Raw genomic sequence first — 15679 nt, 5'->3', positions numbered from 1 at the left:
TCGTCCTGCTTAGAAAGGAACACTCAGACGGCCCGAAGCGGACCAGATCTGTGTGTCCTGGCCGAGCCCCCCGACCTCTCCGCCAAGCGAGACGGCGATGCCGCGCGAGGTCGAGAGCGCGAAGCCGGCGCCGGTGCGCGCGGACAGGCCGTCCTCGGCGCCCGTGTCCGGCGTGCCGGCCAGGCCGTCGTCGGAGAAGCGCCAGTCGCCGTAAAGGTCGATATAGGGCGTGATGCTCATGCCGTCCGAGAACGCGTAGGCGCGGCTCACGCGGCCACCGAGCGAGGCGCGGCCGACATAGGAGTTGACCGAGGCATGGGCGGCGCCAAGGCTGTCCGTGTAGGCATCCTGGTCCTCCCACAGGACGTAGAGCTTCGCCGAGGGGGCGAGCACCACGTCACCGAACATGTGGTTGCCCGTCAGGCCGCCGGAGACGATCCAGCGCGAGGCATCGAACGAGCCGGTCGCGGTGCCGGCGGTCGCATCGTAGTTCAGCCCGCTCCAGCCGACCATGCCGTCGAGCCGCAGCGCCGGCAGTATCCGCCAGCCCGCATAGGCGCCGACCGTGCCGCCGGTGCCCTTGAGCTTGCCGGCCAGGGTGTTGAAGTCGTAGTCGAACGTCTCCGCGCCGGCGAAGGCGCCCAGCACCAGGTCTGGCGTGATCTTGTAGCCAAGGCCGAGGGTGGCGTTGACGTGGCTACCGTCGATGCTGTTGGTCAGCCAGCTGCCGCGAACGTTGGCCCACAGGTTGATCCGCTGCTCTTCCGCCGGCAGTTGCGTGCCATCATCGGCGAAGCCGAGCGCCGCGAAGGCGCCACGGGCGCGGGCCGCGGCGTCGCGGCGCGGCTGGGAGGCGGCGAAGTTGAGCGTGATGCCGTTCGGTCCGACGGAGAAGGGCGTCGCACCGCCGAAGGCAGCCGCGGTGCCTGCGGAGGCAGCTTCCGTGATCGCCGCACCCGAGGTGCTGGCGGCCATGCGCGAACCGTTGGCCTGCACCGAGGTCAGCTTGTCGCTGTCGTTGGTCACTGACGGGGGCTTGGGTCCCGGCGAGCAGCTCGCGGTGACGGTGACGTTTCTCGTCACCGGCATCGTGGACTGCACGCGCACGACTTCCGTGAGCGTGTTGTCGTCCGTTCCGGTCACCGTGTAGGAACGCGTGCCGCTTATATTGCTTGTGCCTTCGAGAAGCGAATTTTTCTCGTTGGTGATCCACCACTGGTCGGAACCCGGGTCGGTGACGGTGATGTTGAAGGTCAGTTCGTCACCCGCCACAAAGCCGCTCTGTACGTGCGAACTGTACTGCTGTGCAGGGTTCGCACTGAGATTGAACGCCCCGCCATTGACCGCGGTGCAACCCGGCGAGGAGTAGCCCGGAAGCGGTGCCGCACTTGCGGACGTCGGAGAGAGGACGAGGCCGGCGCAGGCGACGGTGGCGAGCGCGGCGGACCCGCAAATGAGGCGGATGGAGATCATGAAAGGCGTCCTGATCAAAAATACGGAGGGCAACGGTTCACGTCTTCGCGCGCGCGGCGCGCCACAAAGAGAACGCTATACGTTCTCTCGGGTTGACCGTATTGGCAAAAATAGCGGAGGCAGGAAAATGTCACGGTTCGTGGCAGAAACGACACAAGCTTAAGCAGCGGCCGCCTGTTGCGGGGACGGAGAGGCCGTGTTGGGTGCGGGGCGTCATGCCGCTTTGCTGCCTGGCGACCTTCGCAAGGCGAAGTCGATCTGGCGCAAAAGCAAGGGAGGGCGCGTGGGCGCGGTGACGCCCTTGGTGCAAGGGGGATTCGCACCGAAGGGGAGACAGGCGAGGGCGTGCGGTGGCGCACGCCCTCTGCAAGCTCAGGATGCGACCTGAACGAAGTCGCGAATTTCCCTGGAGGGGAAATCGAAGAGCTGTCCGTTGGCAGTGTTCTCCGGGGACGCCAGGTCGACCAGGAAGGGAGCGATCTCGGAAGGGTGGGGAAGCGTCTGCGGATCCTCGCCGGGCATTGCCTGCGCGCGCATGGCAGTACGCATCGGACCCGGATTGACCAGCATGCCCGTGATCGGGGTCTGCATGGTTTCGGCCACATAGGTGCGCACCAGAGCCTCGACCGCGGCCTTGGAGACCGAGTAGGGGCCCCAATAGGCCTTGCACTTGTGCGCGGCGCCCGAGGACAGAAACACCACACGACCAGCGTCGGACTGGCGCAGCAGTGGATCGAGCGAGCGAATCAGGCGCCAGTTCGCCGTGACGTTGATCGCCATGACCTGGTCCCAGGTCTTGGGTTCGACATGTCCGAGCGGCGACAGTCCGCCAAGGATACCGGCGTTGCCGATCAGCACGTCGAGCTTCTTCCAGCGCTCGTAGATCGCAGCACCCAGACGGTCGATGGCGTCGTAGTCGGAGAGATCCACGGGAACGAGCGTCGCCTGACCGCCGACAGCGCGGATCTCGTCGTCGAGCTCCTCAAGTCCGCCGACGGTGCGCGCGAGCGCCACCACATGCGCGCCCTCGGCCGCGAGAGCCTTGGCCGTGAAGTAGCCGATACCGCGCGAGGCGCCGGTGACAACGGCGACCCGTCCTTCGAAACGCTTGGTCATGCCCTGATTATCCCAATTCCCTGATCAGCCGACCTCGACGAGGCGCGGCAGGTGCGAGACGTCGCCGTCCTCGGCCATGTCTGTCAGCGGCGTCGGATAGTCGCCGGTGAAGCAATGGTCGGTGAACTGCGGCTGCTCGTCGTTGCGGCCCTCGTAGCCGATCGCCTTGTAGATGCCGTCGACCGACAGGAAGGCGAGGGTGTCCGCTCCAATGTAGTTGCGCATTTCCTCGAGGCTGTATTTTGCCGCCAGCAGCTTCTCGCGCACCGGCGTATCGATACCGTAATAGTCGGAGAAGCGGATCGGCGGCGAAGCGAGGCGGAAGTGCACCTCGCGCGCGCCCGCATCGCGGATCATCTGCACAATCTTCACCGACGTGGTGCCGCGCACGAGGCTGTCGTCGATAAGCACGACGCGCTTGCCCTCGATCTGGGCGCGGTTGGCCGAGTGCTTCAGCTTGACGCCGAGCGTGCGGATCTGCTGGGTCGGCTCGATGAAGGTGCGGCCCACATAGTGGTTGCGGATGATGCCGAGCTCGAAGGGAACGCCGGATTCGTCGGCGTAGCCGAGCGCCGCGGGAACGCCGGAGTCGGGAACGGGAACCACGACATCGGCCTCGACCTGGGTCTCGAGGGCGAGCTGGCGCCCGAACTCCTTGCGCACGTTGTAGACACTGCGCCCGCCGAGGATCGAATCCGGGCGGGAGAAGTAGACGTATTCAAAGATGCAGGGGCGGGCCGGACGGCGGCCAAACGGGAAGTGGCTCTCGATGCCGCCGGGGGTGCAGACCACCACCTCGCCGTTCTCGACCTCACGGATGAACTTGGCGCCGATGATGTCGAGCGCGCAGGTCTCGGAGGCAAAGATCGGCGCGCCGTTGAGGTCGCCGAGCACCAGCGGGCGGATGCCGAAGGGATCGCGCGCGCCGATGAGCTTCTTGCTGGTCAGCGCCACCAGCGAGAACGCCCCTTCCATCTGGGTGATCGCCTCGATGAAGCGGTCGACGATCTTGCTCTTGCGCGAGCGGGCGACGAGCTGGAGCACCACCTCGGAATCCGAGGTGGACTGACAGATCGCGCCGTCCTTGATCAGCTTCTTGCGAAGCGTCATGGCGTTGGTGAAATGGCCGTTGTGGCAGACCGCGAAGCCGCCGCCGTCGAGTTCGGCGAACAGCGGCTGAACATTGCGCAGGATCGTTTCGCCCGAGGTCGAGTAGCGCACATGGCCGATGGCGTAGGGGCCGATCAGCTTGCCGATGGTCTCGGCGTCGGAGAAATGGTCCCCGACGAGGCCGAGGTGGCGCTCGGAGCGGAACTGGTTGCCGTCGAAGGTGACGATGCCGGCGGCTTCCTGGCCGCGGTGCTGAAGCGCATGCAGACCGAGCGCGGTGATCGCCGCGGCGTCGTCATGTCCGAGAATGCCGAAAACGCCGCACTCCTCGCGCAGCGTGTCGCCGTCGAGTTCCTCGCGCGAGAAATCGATGGAAACGTTGGGACGGGGATTTGCGTGCATAGTCACAGCGTCGGCCATTGCCTTGCTCCTGATTGCCGGACGGGCGGGAGTACCCGTGGCAAATCGCGTTCGCGACCGGATCCCGGGGGGCGGTCCGGTTCGCTCGTTTCCGAAACGCAAGCGCGCCCTTGGCCCCGCGCGCGCGTCCGGGTCTGCCGCCTGGGCGGTTCAGTTGGCGTTGGAGCCGGAGGTGATCAGCTGATCGAGCCCCTGGCTCTCGCGATTGGTGTAACCCTTGTCCTCGCCGGTGGCCGGCGCATCGGAATTGCCCGGGGCCGTAGAGGCGGGCTGTCCGCCTTGTTCGCGTGCCTTGCGGATCTGGTCAAGCAGCGCGGCTTCCGGATTTTCCGGCAGGGCGGCAATCAGCTTGTCGCCCACTGCCTCGAGCATCGGCTTCGACTTGGCGTTGGCGATCCACTGCGGCTGCTCCTGCGCGGGAACGAACCAGTTGAAGAAGAGCATGGCCACGACCACCAGCAGCATGCCGCGCAGGGCGCCGAAGACGAAGCCGAGGGTGCGGTCGAGCGCGCCGATGCGGCTGTCCAGCACGAAGTCGGAAATGCGCATGGTGATGTAGCTGACGATGATCAGCGTCACCAGGAACACGCCGGCGACCGAAACGCCGAGGGCGACCTTCTCGTTGCTGATATAGGACTGCACGAAGGGCAGGGCCTGATCATAGAGAAAGAAGGCGGCCACCGCCGCTGCCACCCAGGACGCGATGGACAGGACCTCGCGGACAAACCCGCGGATCATGGCCAGAACGGCCGACAGAAGCATGATGACGAGAAGGATTCCGTCGAGAAGCGTGATCGGCATTGCTCGGCTTGGTCCCTGAGCGACGTGGTCGATCCACTTTCATCCGCGTGGATCTGATGCGGTGTCGTTGTCCTGCCGGGGCTGAACCGGCCGGAGATCATACCCGATCCGTCCTCAGCCGGGTCAGGAAATCGGCCCCCTCGCGGGGGCGTCGATGTCGGGGCGTGCCCCGTTTCACGTTTCCTGCGCGGCCGATCCGGCGGCGATGCGCGCCACGAGATCGGAGAGTTCGCTCAAGCCCGTCACCAGACCGGCATCGCCCTTGCCGTCGCCCGCATTGGCTTCCGGTACGAAGGCAGAGGTAAACCCGAGCTTTTGGGCTTCCTTGAGGCGGCTTGGTGCTTGCGAGACCGCCCTGACCGCACCCGAGAGCCCGACTTCGCCGAAATAGACGCAATCGGCTGCAAGGGCAACCCCGCTCAACGAGGATATCAGGGCTGCGGCTACCGCAAGGTCGGCTCCGGTCTCGGTGACGCGGATGCCGCCGGCAATGTTCAGGTAGACGTCGTTCTGCGAGAAGCGCACGCCGCAGCGGGCTTCGAGCACCGCCAGGATCATAGACAGGCGGGCGCTATCCCAGCCGATGACGGCGCGGCGCGGGGTGCCCAGCGGCGAGGGCGCGACCAGCGCCTGGATCTCGATCAGCAGCGGACGGGTGCCCTCGATGCCGGCGAAGACGGCGGAGCCCGGCGTGCGGCCGTTGCGCTCTCCAAGAAAGAGGGCCGATGGATTGGCGACCTCCGACAGACCCTTGTCGGTCATCTCGAAGACACCGATCTCGTCGGTGGCGCCGAAGCGGTTCTTGACCGAGCGCAGGATGCGGTACTGGTGCGCGCCGTCGCCCTCGAAATAGAGCACGGCGTCGACCATGTGCTCGACCACGCGCGGGCCGGCGATCTGACCGTCCTTGGTGACATGGCCGACGAGAATGACCGTCGCGCCGCTGGACTTGGCGTAGCGCACCAGCGCCTGGGCGGCGGCGCGCACCTGGGTGACGGTGCCCGGCGTCGAATCCACCGTTTCCGTCCACAGGGTCTGGATCGAATCGATGATGACCAGTGCCGGCGGAGGTCCGGCCGAAAGCGTTGCGAGAATGTCCTCGACGCTGGTTTCCGCGGCAAGGCCCACGGGCGCGTCGGCAAGGCCGAGGCGCGCGGCGCGCAGGCGCACCTGGTCGATGGCTTCCTCGCCGGAGATATAGACGGCCTTGTGGCCCAGCCGGGCGACGCGGGCGGCGGCCTGGATCAGCAGCGTCGACTTGCCGATGCCCGGATCGCCGCCAACCAGGAGCGCCGACCCCCGGACGAAGCCGCCACCGGTCACGCGATCAAGTTCGCCGACCTTGGTGATGATGCGCGCCGGCACCTCGCTTTCGCCGGTCAGGCCGACAAGGGGGACCACACGGCCGCGCTTGCGCGAGATGGCGTTCGGCGATCCGCCGACGCCCGCGCCTTCGCGTTCCTCGACGATGGTGTTCCACTCGCCGCAGGCCTCGCAGCGGCCAGCCCATTTGGAGGTGACCGCGCCGCAGTTCTGGCAGACGAAGGAGGACCCGCGCCGCGCCATCAGCCGGTCTCTTCGGAACCTGCGCCGACATAGCGGCGGGCGTAGCGGTGGCCGAGGCCGGTGAGAAACTCGTAAGGGATCGTTCCCGCGCGCTCCGCCGTATCGTCTACCGGCAGGTTCGCGCCGAAGAGTTCGACGAAATCGCCTCGGGCAAGCTCCTGTTCTCCCAGCGCCGAGGCGTCGATGCCGAGCATGTCCATCGAGACGCGACCAATGACCGGGAGACGCTTGCCGCCGGCGAAGACCTCCGCGCCCGGCCTGTCGTCGGTCGAGCCCGAGGAGCGCAGATAACCGTCCGCATAGCCGGAGGCGATCATGGCGACACGGGTATCGGCGGTCGCGGTGTAGGTCGCGCCATAGCCGATTGTCTCGCCCTTGCGCAGCAGATGCGTCTGGAGAACCCGCGCCTCAAGGGTGACGACCGTCGCCAGACGGCTTTGCGCGCTCTCCGCCGCGCGTGCGCCATAGAGCGCGATGCCGGGGCGGGCGAGTTCGAAGTGGTAGTCCGGGCCGAGGAAGACGCCGGCGGAATTGGCGAGCGAGCGGCGCGCGCCGGGAAACAGCGCCGACAGCTCAAGGAAACGCTGCCGCTGGAGCGCGCTCATCGGATTGGCGGGCGTGTCCGCGCAGGCGAGATGCGACATCACCATGGCGGGCCGGAAGGGCGATCCGGTCAGTGTTCCATCGGCGGCGGCATGCGCCTCCTCGCGCGACAAGCCGAGACGGCTGATGCCGGTATCGACATGAAGGGCGGCCTCGAGCGGGGCAAGCGTTTCACTTGCAAAGCCGGCCCATTCGCGCAGTTCCTCGGCGGATCCGAGCACCGGGCGCAGGCCGTGCGCGGCGTAGAAGGCGCTGGCTCCCGGGTAGAGACCGTTCAGGATGTAAAGCGTCGCGTCGGGCAGAAGGCGACGCGCCTCCTGGCCTTCCTGCGGCGTGGCAACAAAGAACGTGCGCGCGCCGGCCCGCCAGAGAGCCGGCAACCCCTTGTCGACGCCAATGCCATAGCAATCGGCCTTCACCGCGGCGCCGCATTCGGTGGCGGGGCCGGTGAGGGCTGCGAGCGCCCGCCAGTTCTCGCCGAGCGCGGCAAGGTCGATGGTGATGCGACCGTTGTCTCCGGCCTGTGTGAGGTCTGTGGTCATCCGGGGCTTGTCGTTCAATGCGGTTCCGGGAGCCGGTCGGCCTCGGCCAGATCGGAGAAGCGGGTGAATTCGCCCTGGAAGTGCAGGTGGGCGGTGCCGGTGGGGCCGTGACGCTGCTTGGCGATGATCACCTCGGCGCGATTGCGGGCGCGGTCGAGCTTCTCCATGTCTTCCGGCGTTGCTTCCTGGCCAATGGCTTTGGCAAGGTAATATTCCTCACGATACACGAAGAGCACCACGTCGGCGTCCTGCTCGATGGAGCCGGATTCGCGAAGGTCGGAGAGGATCGGACGCTTGTCGTCGCGCGATTCGACCTGACGCGAGAGCTGTGACAGGGCGATGATCGGGACGTTCAGCTCCTTGGCCAGCGCCTTGAGACCCGTGGTGATCTCGGTGATCTCCTGGACGCGGTTTCCCGAGTTCTTGGATGAGCCGCTGAGAAGCTGGATATAGTCGACGATCAGCAGGTCGAGGCCGCGCTGTCGCTTCAGTCGCCGGGCACGGGCCGAAAGCTGGGCGATGGAGATACCGCCCGTCTGGTCGACGTGAAGCGGCACGCTCTGCATCGTCTGCGAGGCGGCGACCAGCTTTTCGAAGTCATGCTCGTGGATGTCGCCGCGGCGGATCTTCGAGGAGGAAATCTCCGTCTGCTCGGAAATGATACGGGTTGCCAGCTGTTCGGCCGACATTTCCAGCGAGAAAAAGCCGACGATGCCGCCATTGATCGTCTTGATCGTGCCGTCGGGCTGTTCCTCCGCCATATAGGCTTCGGCGACATTATAGGCGATGTTGGTTGCAAGCGAGGTCTTGCCCATGGCAGGCCGGCCGGCAAGCACGATCAGGTCCGAATGCTGAAGTCCGCCCATGAGCCCGTCGAGCGCGCGCATGCCGGTGGCAAGTCCGGAGAGCGCGCCTTCGCGCTGGTAGGCGGCCGCGGCCATCTCGATGGTCGCCGTCAGGGCGTCGCCGAACGAGACGAAGCCCGCGTCGGAGCGGCCTTTCTCGGCAAGCTCGAACAGGCGCCGCTCGGCATCGTCGATCTGCGCGCCCGGCGGCATGTCGATCGGCGCGTCATAGGCGATGTTGACCATGTCTTCGCCAATGCGGATCAGGTTCCGCCGGGTCGCAAGGTCATAGATTGCCCGGCCGTAGTCCTCCGCGTTGATGATCGAGGTGGCGTCGGCGGCCAGGCGCAGCACATATTGAGCGGCCGGAATGTCGGCGATCTTCGCGTCGTGAGGAAAGAATGTCTTCAGCGTCACCGGCGAGGCGACCTTGCCGGCACGGATCAACTGCCCGGCCTTCTCGTAGACATCCCGGTGCGGCGCGATGAAAAAATGCGCCGGCTCCAGGAAATCGGACACGCGGTAGTAGGTCTCGTTGTTGACGATGATTGCGCCGAGAAGTTGGCGCTCCGCCTCCGCGTTATGCGGCGACACGCGCATCGTCGCGGCGTTCACATCGTTCGCCGGTGCCGTTGCCTTCATCTCGCTTCCCCGTTGATCTCCTCTGTCCTAACCGAGGCGCTGCGGCGAGGGAAGGGGCGATCCGGAACGCGTCGCCAGGCGCTGGGTAAGGGGGAAAAGCCGACATATCCACTTGACTCCGCGCGCCGGTTGACGGTGCCCGCACTGTCCGCTTGCGGAACGCCGCCGGTGTCGGTGTTTGTTGCCGCGTGAAAGAGTTTCTCTTCAGGAGGCGGACGTCTTCGCCTGCTCGGCAGGGCATCGCAATACGGGAGCGCCAAGCCGAGGCGCAACTGTCGCGGAACGTTCATGTGAGCGACATTTCGCATTCATATGAAAACGTTACCTAGCCTGCCAGGTGCCGCCTTCGCGGTGCGGGAAGCCGGCGGCGGCTGGTGTTTCCGTATCCAGGGGGAGGGGCGTCGAGCTGGCGAGGCCGCAAAGACCGGCTCGCACATTCGCGGCGATTTGACGGTTCGGCTTTGTACTGCGGAAGCGCATCCGGGGAATGGCATTTCCCCCTGTACACAACCGGCTAAAAATCGTCATATAGGGTTCATGTGAGCGAATTTTCGCGTTCATATGAAAACGATACGAAATGCGGATGTTTCCATCTGCCGGCAGATCGTCCGGATCCGGCAGGAGGCATCCAAAGAACGGGACCAACCCGTTTCAGGGAGAAAACAATGGCATATCGCAAGACTCTTGCGGCTCTCGCGGCCGCGACCTTCCTCGCAGGCAGCGCTTCGAGCGCTCTTGCCGCGACCGAGATCCAGTTCTGGCACGCTTTCACCGGCCGCCTCGGCGAGCTGCTCAACGAGCAGGTCGAGAAGTTCAACGCCTCGCAGGAAGACTACGTCGTCGTTCCCTCCTTCAAGGGCAATTACTCCGAGACGCTGAACGCCGGCATCGCCGCCTTCCGCGCTGGGGAGCAGCCGCACATTCTTCAGGTCTTCGAGGTCGGCACCGCGACGATGATGTCGGCCAAGGGCGCGATCAAGCCTGTCTATGAGCTGATGGCCGAGACCAAGAGCGACTTCGATCCCGACGCCTATCTCGCAGCGGTTTCCGGCTACTATACGAACACCGATGGGCAGATGCTTTCGCTGCCCTACAACTCCTCCACGCCGGTTCTGTACGTGAACCGCGACGCCCTGTCGGCGGCCGGTCTCGATCCGGACATGGACCTGTCGACCTGGGGCAAGGTCGAGGAGGCGCTCGATGCGCTCAAGGCGTCGGGCTCCAGCTGCCCGCTGACCACCGCGTGGCAGAGCTGGGTGCAGCTTGAGAACCTCTCCGCCTACCACAATGTACCCTTCGCTTCGCAGGAGAACGGCTTTGCCGGCTTCGACGCCAAGCTCGAGTTCAACGGCCCGGTGCAGGTCGCGCATATCGGCAAGATGGGTGAGTGGGCCAAGAACGGCCAGTTCGTCTATTCCGGCCGCCGCAACGAGGGCGGCGCGCGCTTCCGCTCCGGCGAATGCGCCATGTTCACCGAATCCTCGGCTGGTTACGCCGGTGTGAAGTCCGAAGCGGAGTTCGCTTTTGACATTCGCCCGCTTCCCTATTGGGACAACGTCGAGGGCGCTCCGCAGAACACCATCATCGGCGGCGCCTCGCTGTGGGTCATGTCCGGCCATGATGCGACCGAGTATCCGGGTGTCGCGCAGTTCCTGAACTTCCTGTCCTCCGCTGACATTCAGGCGAAATGGCATCAGGATACCGGCTACCTGCCGATCACGATGGCTGCCTACGAGCAGACCAAGGCTGCCGGCTTCTACAAGGAGAACCCGGGCACCGATGTTGCCGTCATCCAGATGACGGGCAAGGCGCCGACGCCGAACTCCAAGGGCATCCGGCTCGGCAACTTCGACCAGATCCGCGGCATCATCGACGAGGAGCTCGAGGCTGTGTGGTCGGGCGACAAGGACGCGCAGGCAGCGCTCGACAACGCGGTGGAGCGTGGCAACAAGCTGCTGCGTCGCTTCGAGCAGGCCAACCGCTGACCTTTTGCACATGAGCGGCGCGGGCATTGCGCCCGCGCCAGTGGCAGGCAGGAAGGTCGGGTAAACCGGCGGCCCTGCCTGTCTCGTTTCCGTTTCAACGCCTGATCGTGAGCCGCCGATGCAAAAGCGCGTCGTCTTCAACGACCGGCTGCTGCCCTACCTGCTGCTCGCGCCGCAGATCGCAGTGACGCTGGTCTTCTTCTTCTGGCCGGCCGGGCAGGCCATCTATCAGTCGGCGTTCATTCCCGACCCCTTCGGCCTCAGCACCCAGTTCGTCGGTTTCGGGAACTTCGAGTTCCTGCTGAGCGATCCCTATTATCTCGCCTCCTTCAAGACGACGGTGATCTTCTCGACGCTGGTGACGCTGCTTTCGATGGGAGCCGCGCTCTGGCTGGCGGTGATGGCGGATCGCGTCATCAAGGGGGCGACGCTCTACAAGTCATTGCTGGTCTGGCCCTATGCGATCGCCCCCGCCGTCGCCGGCGTGCTGTGGCTGTTCATGTTCAACCCGAACGTCGGCCTCGTTGCCTGGTATCTGAACGCGATCGGCTACGACTGGAATCACGTCCTCAACGACGGCGAGGCGATGGGACTTGTGGTGGTTGCCTCGGCCTGGCGGCAGATCAGCTACAACTTCCTGTTCTTCCTGGCCGGGCTTCAGGCGATCCCCAAGAGCGTCATCGAGGCGGCGGCCATCGACGGGGCGAGTTTCTGGCGGCGGTTCTGGACCATCGTCTTCCCGCTTCTTTCGCCAACGACCTTCTTCCTGCTCGTCGTCAACGTCGTCTACGCCTTCTTCGAGACCTTTGGCGTGATCCATACGATCACCGCCGGCGGGCCGCAGCAGGCGACGACGATCCTTGTCTACAAGGTCTATTCGGACGGCTTCGTCGGCCAGGATCTCGGGTCGTCGGCGGCGCAGTCGGTGATCCTGCTGTTCCTGGTCGGAATCCTGACGATCGTCCAGTTCCGGTATGTCGAACGGAAGGTGCACTACTGATGAGCGGCATGGTCGAGAAACGCGGTGTCAGCACCTGGCTCACGCATATTGGGCTTATTGCCGGCATCCTCCTCATCTGCTTCCCGATCTATCTGGCCTTCGTGGCCTCGACGGTGACGCAGCCCGAAATCGCGCGTCCGCCCATGCCGTTGCTGCCGGGCGGGCATTTCTTCGAGAACTACGCAAAGGCGCTGACGCAGGGCGTGAACGCGCCCGTGCTGACAATGCTCTTCAATTCCTTCGTGATGGCGATCGGCATCACCGTCGGCAAGATCTCGATTTCGATCCTGTCGGCCTACGCGATCGTCTATTTCCGCTTCCCGTTCCGGATGGCGTTCTTCTGGCTCATCTTCCTGACGCTGATGTTGCCGGTCGAGGTGCGTATCGTCCCGACCTATGAGGTCGTGGCCGGGTTCGGCATGCTGAACACCTATGGCGGACTGATCCTGCCGCTCATCGCCTCGGCGACGGCAACCTTTCTGTTCCGCCAGTTCTTCATGACCGTACCGGACGAACTGGTCGAGGCGGCGCGTGTCGACGGGGCAGGGCCCATCCGCTTTTTCGTCGATATCCTGGTGCCGATGTCGCGCACGAACATCGCGGCGCTCTTCGTCATCATGTTCCTTTATGGCTGGAACCAGTACCTCTGGCCGCTCCTCATCACCACAAAGCCGGAGATGAACACCATCGTCATGGGCATCAAGCAGATGTTCCCCTCCGGTGACGACATTGCGGACTGGCCCGTGATCATGGCGACCACGCTGCTCGCCATGCTGCCGCCGGTCGCTGTCGTCGTGTTCATGCAGAGGCTCTTCGTGAAGGGCCTCGTGGAAAGCGAGAAATAACGAGCCATGGCACAAATCGCCTTTTCCAAAGTCCGCAAGTCCTATGGCCCGATGGAAGTCATTCACGGGGTCGACGCGGAGATCGCCGACGGCGAACTGATCGTCATCGTCGGCCCTTCCGGCTGCGGCAAGTCCACGCTCCTGCGCATGGTTGCGGGACTCGAGACGGTCACCTCCGGCGAGATCCGCATTGGCGATCGCGTCGTCAACGCGCTGGAGCCGCGCGAGCGCGACATCGCGATGGTGTTCCAGAATTACGCGCTCTATCCGCATATGAGCGTCTTCGACAACATGGCCTACGGGCTGAAGATCGCAGGCCTTCCCAAGGCGGAGATCGCCGACCGGGTCGCTACGGCGGCCAAGATGCTGGAGCTGGAGCCCTATCTGGAGCGCAAGCCGCGCGCGCTTTCGGGCGGTCAGCGTCAGCGTGTCGCCATGGGGCGGGCCATCGTGCGCAAGCCGTCGGTGTTCCTGTTCGACGAACCGCTGTCGAACCTCGACGCCAAGCTCAGGGTGCAGATGCGCGTCGAAATCAAGACCTTGCAGGCACGGCTCGGCGTGACCTCGCTCTATGTGACGCACGACCAGGTCGAGGCGATGACCATGGCCGACCGCATCATTGTCATGAACGGTGGTATCGCCGAACAGGTCGGCACGCCGCTTCAGGTCTATCAGAAGCCAGCGAGCGTCTTTGTCGGCAGCTTCATCGGCTCGCCGCCGATGAACTTCCTGTCAGTCGAGCGGCTGCGCGAGAACGGTCTGCTGAAGGCGGTGGCAGAGACGGCGGACCCCTCCAAGGGGGCGGTGACGGTCGGCGTACGGCCCGAGCATCTGGCATTTTGCGGGGAAGCGGATGCGGTGCTCTCGGGCGAGGTCGTGATCGCCGAGGCGCTCGGTGCGGAGACGCTCATTCATCTGCGTCTCGACGACGGCGAGCGGATGATCGCGCGGATCCCGGCGAGTGAGGCCATTCCGGAGAAGGGCGCGCGGCTCCACCTCACCTGCGCGGTCTCGGACCTGCACTATTTCGGCGCTGACGAAAAACGTCTGCCGGACCACGCCTGAGAAAACGGCGCGGGACAAAGAGAAAGGCAGGGGCGGCGCACCGTCCCTGCCTTTTTTCATGCCCGGCGAACGGGCCGGAAGGATCAGTCGAGCGTTTCCATCAGGCGCTTCAGGAGCTGCATGCGGGGCGCCAGCGTCGACACAAGGATGTGCTCGTTGAGCGTATGCACATCGTCGCCGTCCGGGCCGAGGCCATCCAGCGTTGCGACCTTCTGGGCGATGAAGTTGCCGTCGGAGCCACCGCCCGTCTTCTCTCCGACAAGCTCGAAACCAATTTCCCTGGCCAGCACTTCGGCGCGGTCGAAGAGGTCCTTGCCTGCCGCCGTCTGCTCGAAGGGCGGACGGTTCATACCGCCGGTGACGATCAGTTTCGTGTCGGGCGTCTTCGGCGTCAGGCCGGAGATGCGGGCGACCATTTCGTCCGCGGCGGCCAGGGTCGGCACGCGCAGGTCGATCTCGGCGGAGGCGAACTGCGGCACGACGTTGGTGCCTGTACCGCCGGTGATCTGGCCGACGTTGACGGTGATCTCGCGGTCATAGTCCGTCATTGCCTCCAGTGCGATGATCTGGTGGGCGAGCTCGGTGACCGCGCTGCGGCCCTGCCAATGGCGGGCGCCGGCGTGGGAGGGGCGGCCCTCGACCTTGAGCGTGAAGCGGCCGACGCCCTTGCGTGCGGTGACGATGTGGCCGCCGTTGCGCGCCGGTTCGGTGACGAGCGCGTATTTCGCCCAGTCGCCGATCTTCTCGATCAGCGCGCGTGAGGTCGGGCTGCCGACCTCCTCATCGGAGGTGAAGAGAATGCGTGCGGCGAGCGGCGGTGTCACGCCGGAGGCGGCGATAGCACGCATGGCGGCAAGCCCGTTGTAGGCGCCGCCCTTCATGTCGCAGATGCCGGGGCCGAAGCACTTGTCGCCCTCGATGCGGATCGGCAGATCCTTGTCGATTGTGCCCTTCGGGTGAACGGTGTCGAGGTGGCTGAGGAGCAGCACGCCGGGCTTGGAATGATCGCCCCAGGGCGAGGATACGAGCAGATGATCGCCGTGCCCGTCGACGCCGGGAAAGCGCTCGCAGGTGGCGCCGAAGGCGCGTGCCTGGCTCTCGACCAGGTCCATAAGACTGTTCAGTCCGGCGGTGTCCGGCGTGTGTGTTTCGATGCGTACCCAGTCCAGCAAACCGGCAAGCAGCTCCTCTGACGACAGCGTCATATCGATCCTCGTGCGATGTGGAAGAAAAAGCGGGTGGGATGTCAGTGATAGCGCGCCAGGTGGCGGCACGCGAGGGGCAATTGCCTGATTGTGGTGCAATCGGGGAGGACATGCAAAGGCCGCCGCGGGCACGGTCACCAACGAAAACGCCGCCGGAGCGTTTTGCCCCGGCGGCGTTTTGTTCTTGCAAGGAAGGGGGAAGCTTCAGGCGGCGCGGACGCCGGTGAGGAAGCTCTCCACCTCTCGCTTGAGGGCGGTCGCATCGCGATTGACTGCTGCGGCTGCGGTTGTCACGTCGCCGGCTGCGGTCTTGGTTTCACCGGCTGCGTGGGAGACGCCGAGGATGTTCTCGGTGACTTCCTGCGTGCCGCGCGAGGCTTCCTCGACGTTGCGTGCGATCTCGCCGGTTGCCGCGCCCTGCTGCTCGACGGCTGCGGCGATGGCTGCGGCGATGGCGTTCA

At 65.1% G+C, this 15679-nt stretch carries 12 protein-coding genes and 1 pseudogene; 4 read left to right on the top strand and 9 right to left on the bottom strand.

Translation table 11 applies throughout. From position 1 onward, the window contains the following. Positions 1-9: 9 nt before the first annotated feature. From ACN0WF_RS17930 to ACN0WF_RS17900, 7 genes are all read right to left on the bottom strand, one after another. Positions 10-1473 carry an autotransporter outer membrane beta-barrel domain-containing protein gene (locus ACN0WF_RS17930; protein WP_417774129.1) on the bottom strand — a complete coding sequence of 488 codons (1464 nt, stop codon included), beginning with the start codon at positions 1471-1473 and terminating at the stop codon, positions 10-12. 372 nt (positions 1474-1845) lie between these two features. Beyond that, positions 1846-2589, bottom strand: coding sequence for an SDR family NAD(P)-dependent oxidoreductase (locus ACN0WF_RS17925; RefSeq protein ID WP_417774128.1), 744 nt, complete (start codon positions 2587-2589; stop codon positions 1846-1848). A 24-nt stretch (positions 2590-2613) separates the two neighbouring features. Further along, on the bottom strand, positions 2614-4101 hold the full coding sequence (purF, locus tag ACN0WF_RS17920) for an amidophosphoribosyltransferase (protein WP_417774194.1): 1488 nt from the start codon (positions 4099-4101) through the stop codon (positions 2614-2616). 168 nt (positions 4102-4269) lie between these two features. Continuing rightward, positions 4270-4920 (bottom strand): CvpA family protein, encoded by a 651-nt coding sequence (locus tag ACN0WF_RS17915; RefSeq protein WP_417774127.1) that lies wholly within the window; start codon positions 4918-4920, stop codon positions 4270-4272. Between the two features lie 174 nt (positions 4921-5094). Continuing rightward, entirely contained in the window at positions 5095-6486 is a 1392-nt protein-coding gene (gene radA, locus ACN0WF_RS17910; protein ID WP_417774126.1) for a DNA repair protein RadA, read from the bottom strand. Beyond that, entirely contained in the window at positions 6486-7631 is a 1146-nt protein-coding gene (gene alr, locus ACN0WF_RS17905) for an alanine racemase (RefSeq protein WP_417774125.1), read from the bottom strand. Before alr ends, radA begins: the two co-directional genes overlap by 1 nt. 14 nt (positions 7632-7645) lie before the next feature. Further along, positions 7646-9118: a replicative DNA helicase gene (locus tag ACN0WF_RS17900; RefSeq protein WP_417774124.1), complete on the bottom strand. Its 1473-nt coding sequence runs from the start codon at positions 9116-9118 to the stop codon at positions 7646-7648. Between the two features lie 665 nt (positions 9119-9783). Between ACN0WF_RS17900 and ugpB the strand changes: the two genes are divergently transcribed. The 4 genes from ugpB to ugpC all read left to right on the top strand — a co-directional run bounded on the left by ugpB (position 9784) and on the right by ugpC (position 14013). After that, positions 9784-11103, top strand: coding sequence for a sn-glycerol-3-phosphate ABC transporter substrate-binding protein UgpB (ugpB, locus tag ACN0WF_RS17895; protein ID WP_417774123.1), 1320 nt, complete (start codon positions 9784-9786; stop codon positions 11101-11103). A 118-nt stretch (positions 11104-11221) separates the two neighbouring features. Further along, positions 11222-12103, top strand: a complete 882-nt coding sequence (gene ugpA / locus ACN0WF_RS17890; protein ID WP_417774122.1) for a sn-glycerol-3-phosphate ABC transporter permease UgpA — start codon at positions 11222-11224, stop codon at positions 12101-12103. A gap of 8 nt (positions 12104-12111) precedes the next feature. Beyond that, positions 12112-12948: a sn-glycerol-3-phosphate ABC transporter permease UgpE gene (ugpE, locus tag ACN0WF_RS17885; protein ID WP_417774193.1), complete on the top strand. Its 837-nt coding sequence runs from the start codon at positions 12112-12114 to the stop codon at positions 12946-12948. 6 nt (positions 12949-12954) lie between these two features. After that, positions 12955-14013 (top strand): sn-glycerol-3-phosphate ABC transporter ATP-binding protein UgpC, encoded by a 1059-nt coding sequence (gene ugpC / locus ACN0WF_RS17880; RefSeq protein ID WP_417774121.1) that lies wholly within the window; start codon positions 12955-12957, stop codon positions 14011-14013. Between the two features lie 83 nt (positions 14014-14096). On the opposite strand, the gene ACN0WF_RS17875 is transcribed toward ugpC, so the two are convergent. Together ACN0WF_RS17875 and ACN0WF_RS17870 are read right to left on the bottom strand one after the other, a co-directional pair. After that, positions 14097-15218, bottom strand: coding sequence for a M20 family metallopeptidase (locus ACN0WF_RS17875; RefSeq protein WP_417774120.1), 1122 nt, complete (start codon positions 15216-15218; stop codon positions 14097-14099). 204 nt (positions 15219-15422) lie between these two features. Beyond that, positions 15423-15679 (bottom strand): annotated as a pseudogene (locus ACN0WF_RS17870) (methyl-accepting chemotaxis protein); the annotation flags it as partial.

The sequence above is a fragment of the Stappia sp. genome (genome assembly GCF_048268045.1).
Lineage (GTDB): Bacteria > Pseudomonadota > Alphaproteobacteria > Rhizobiales > Stappiaceae > Stappia.
This window is presented reverse-complemented; position numbering and strand designations above follow the sequence as displayed.

Excerpts from the sequence above, each read along its gene's own strand:
- ACN0WF_RS17930 (WP_417774129.1), bottom strand. The coding sequence starts at position 1,473 with ATGATCTCCATCCGCCTCATTTGCGGGTCCGCCGCGCTCGCCACCGTC.
- ACN0WF_RS17925 (WP_417774128.1), bottom strand. The coding sequence starts at position 2,589 with ATGACCAAGCGTTTCGAAGGACGGGTCGCCGTTGTCACCGGCGCCTCG.
- purF (WP_417774194.1), bottom strand. The coding sequence starts at position 4,101 with ATGCACGCAAATCCCCGTCCCAACGTTTCCATCGATTTCTCGCGCGAG.
- ACN0WF_RS17915 (WP_417774127.1), bottom strand. The coding sequence starts at position 4,920 with ATGCCGATCACGCTTCTCGACGGAATCCTTCTCGTCATCATGCTTCTG.
- radA (WP_417774126.1), bottom strand. The coding sequence starts at position 6,486 with ATGGCGCGGCGCGGGTCCTCCTTCGTCTGCCAGAACTGCGGCGCGGTC.
- alr (WP_417774125.1), bottom strand. The coding sequence starts at position 7,631 with ATGACCACAGACCTCACACAGGCCGGAGACAACGGTCGCATCACCATC.
- ACN0WF_RS17900 (WP_417774124.1), bottom strand. The coding sequence starts at position 9,118 with ATGAAGGCAACGGCACCGGCGAACGATGTGAACGCCGCGACGATGCGC.
- ugpB (WP_417774123.1), top strand. The coding sequence starts at position 9,784 with ATGGCATATCGCAAGACTCTTGCGGCTCTCGCGGCCGCGACCTTCCTC.
- ugpA (WP_417774122.1), top strand. The coding sequence starts at position 11,222 with ATGCAAAAGCGCGTCGTCTTCAACGACCGGCTGCTGCCCTACCTGCTG.
- ugpE (WP_417774193.1), top strand. The coding sequence starts at position 12,112 with ATGGTCGAGAAACGCGGTGTCAGCACCTGGCTCACGCATATTGGGCTT.
- ugpC (WP_417774121.1), top strand. The coding sequence starts at position 12,955 with ATGGCACAAATCGCCTTTTCCAAAGTCCGCAAGTCCTATGGCCCGATG.
- ACN0WF_RS17875 (WP_417774120.1), bottom strand. The coding sequence starts at position 15,218 with ATGACGCTGTCGTCAGAGGAGCTGCTTGCCGGTTTGCTGGACTGGGTA.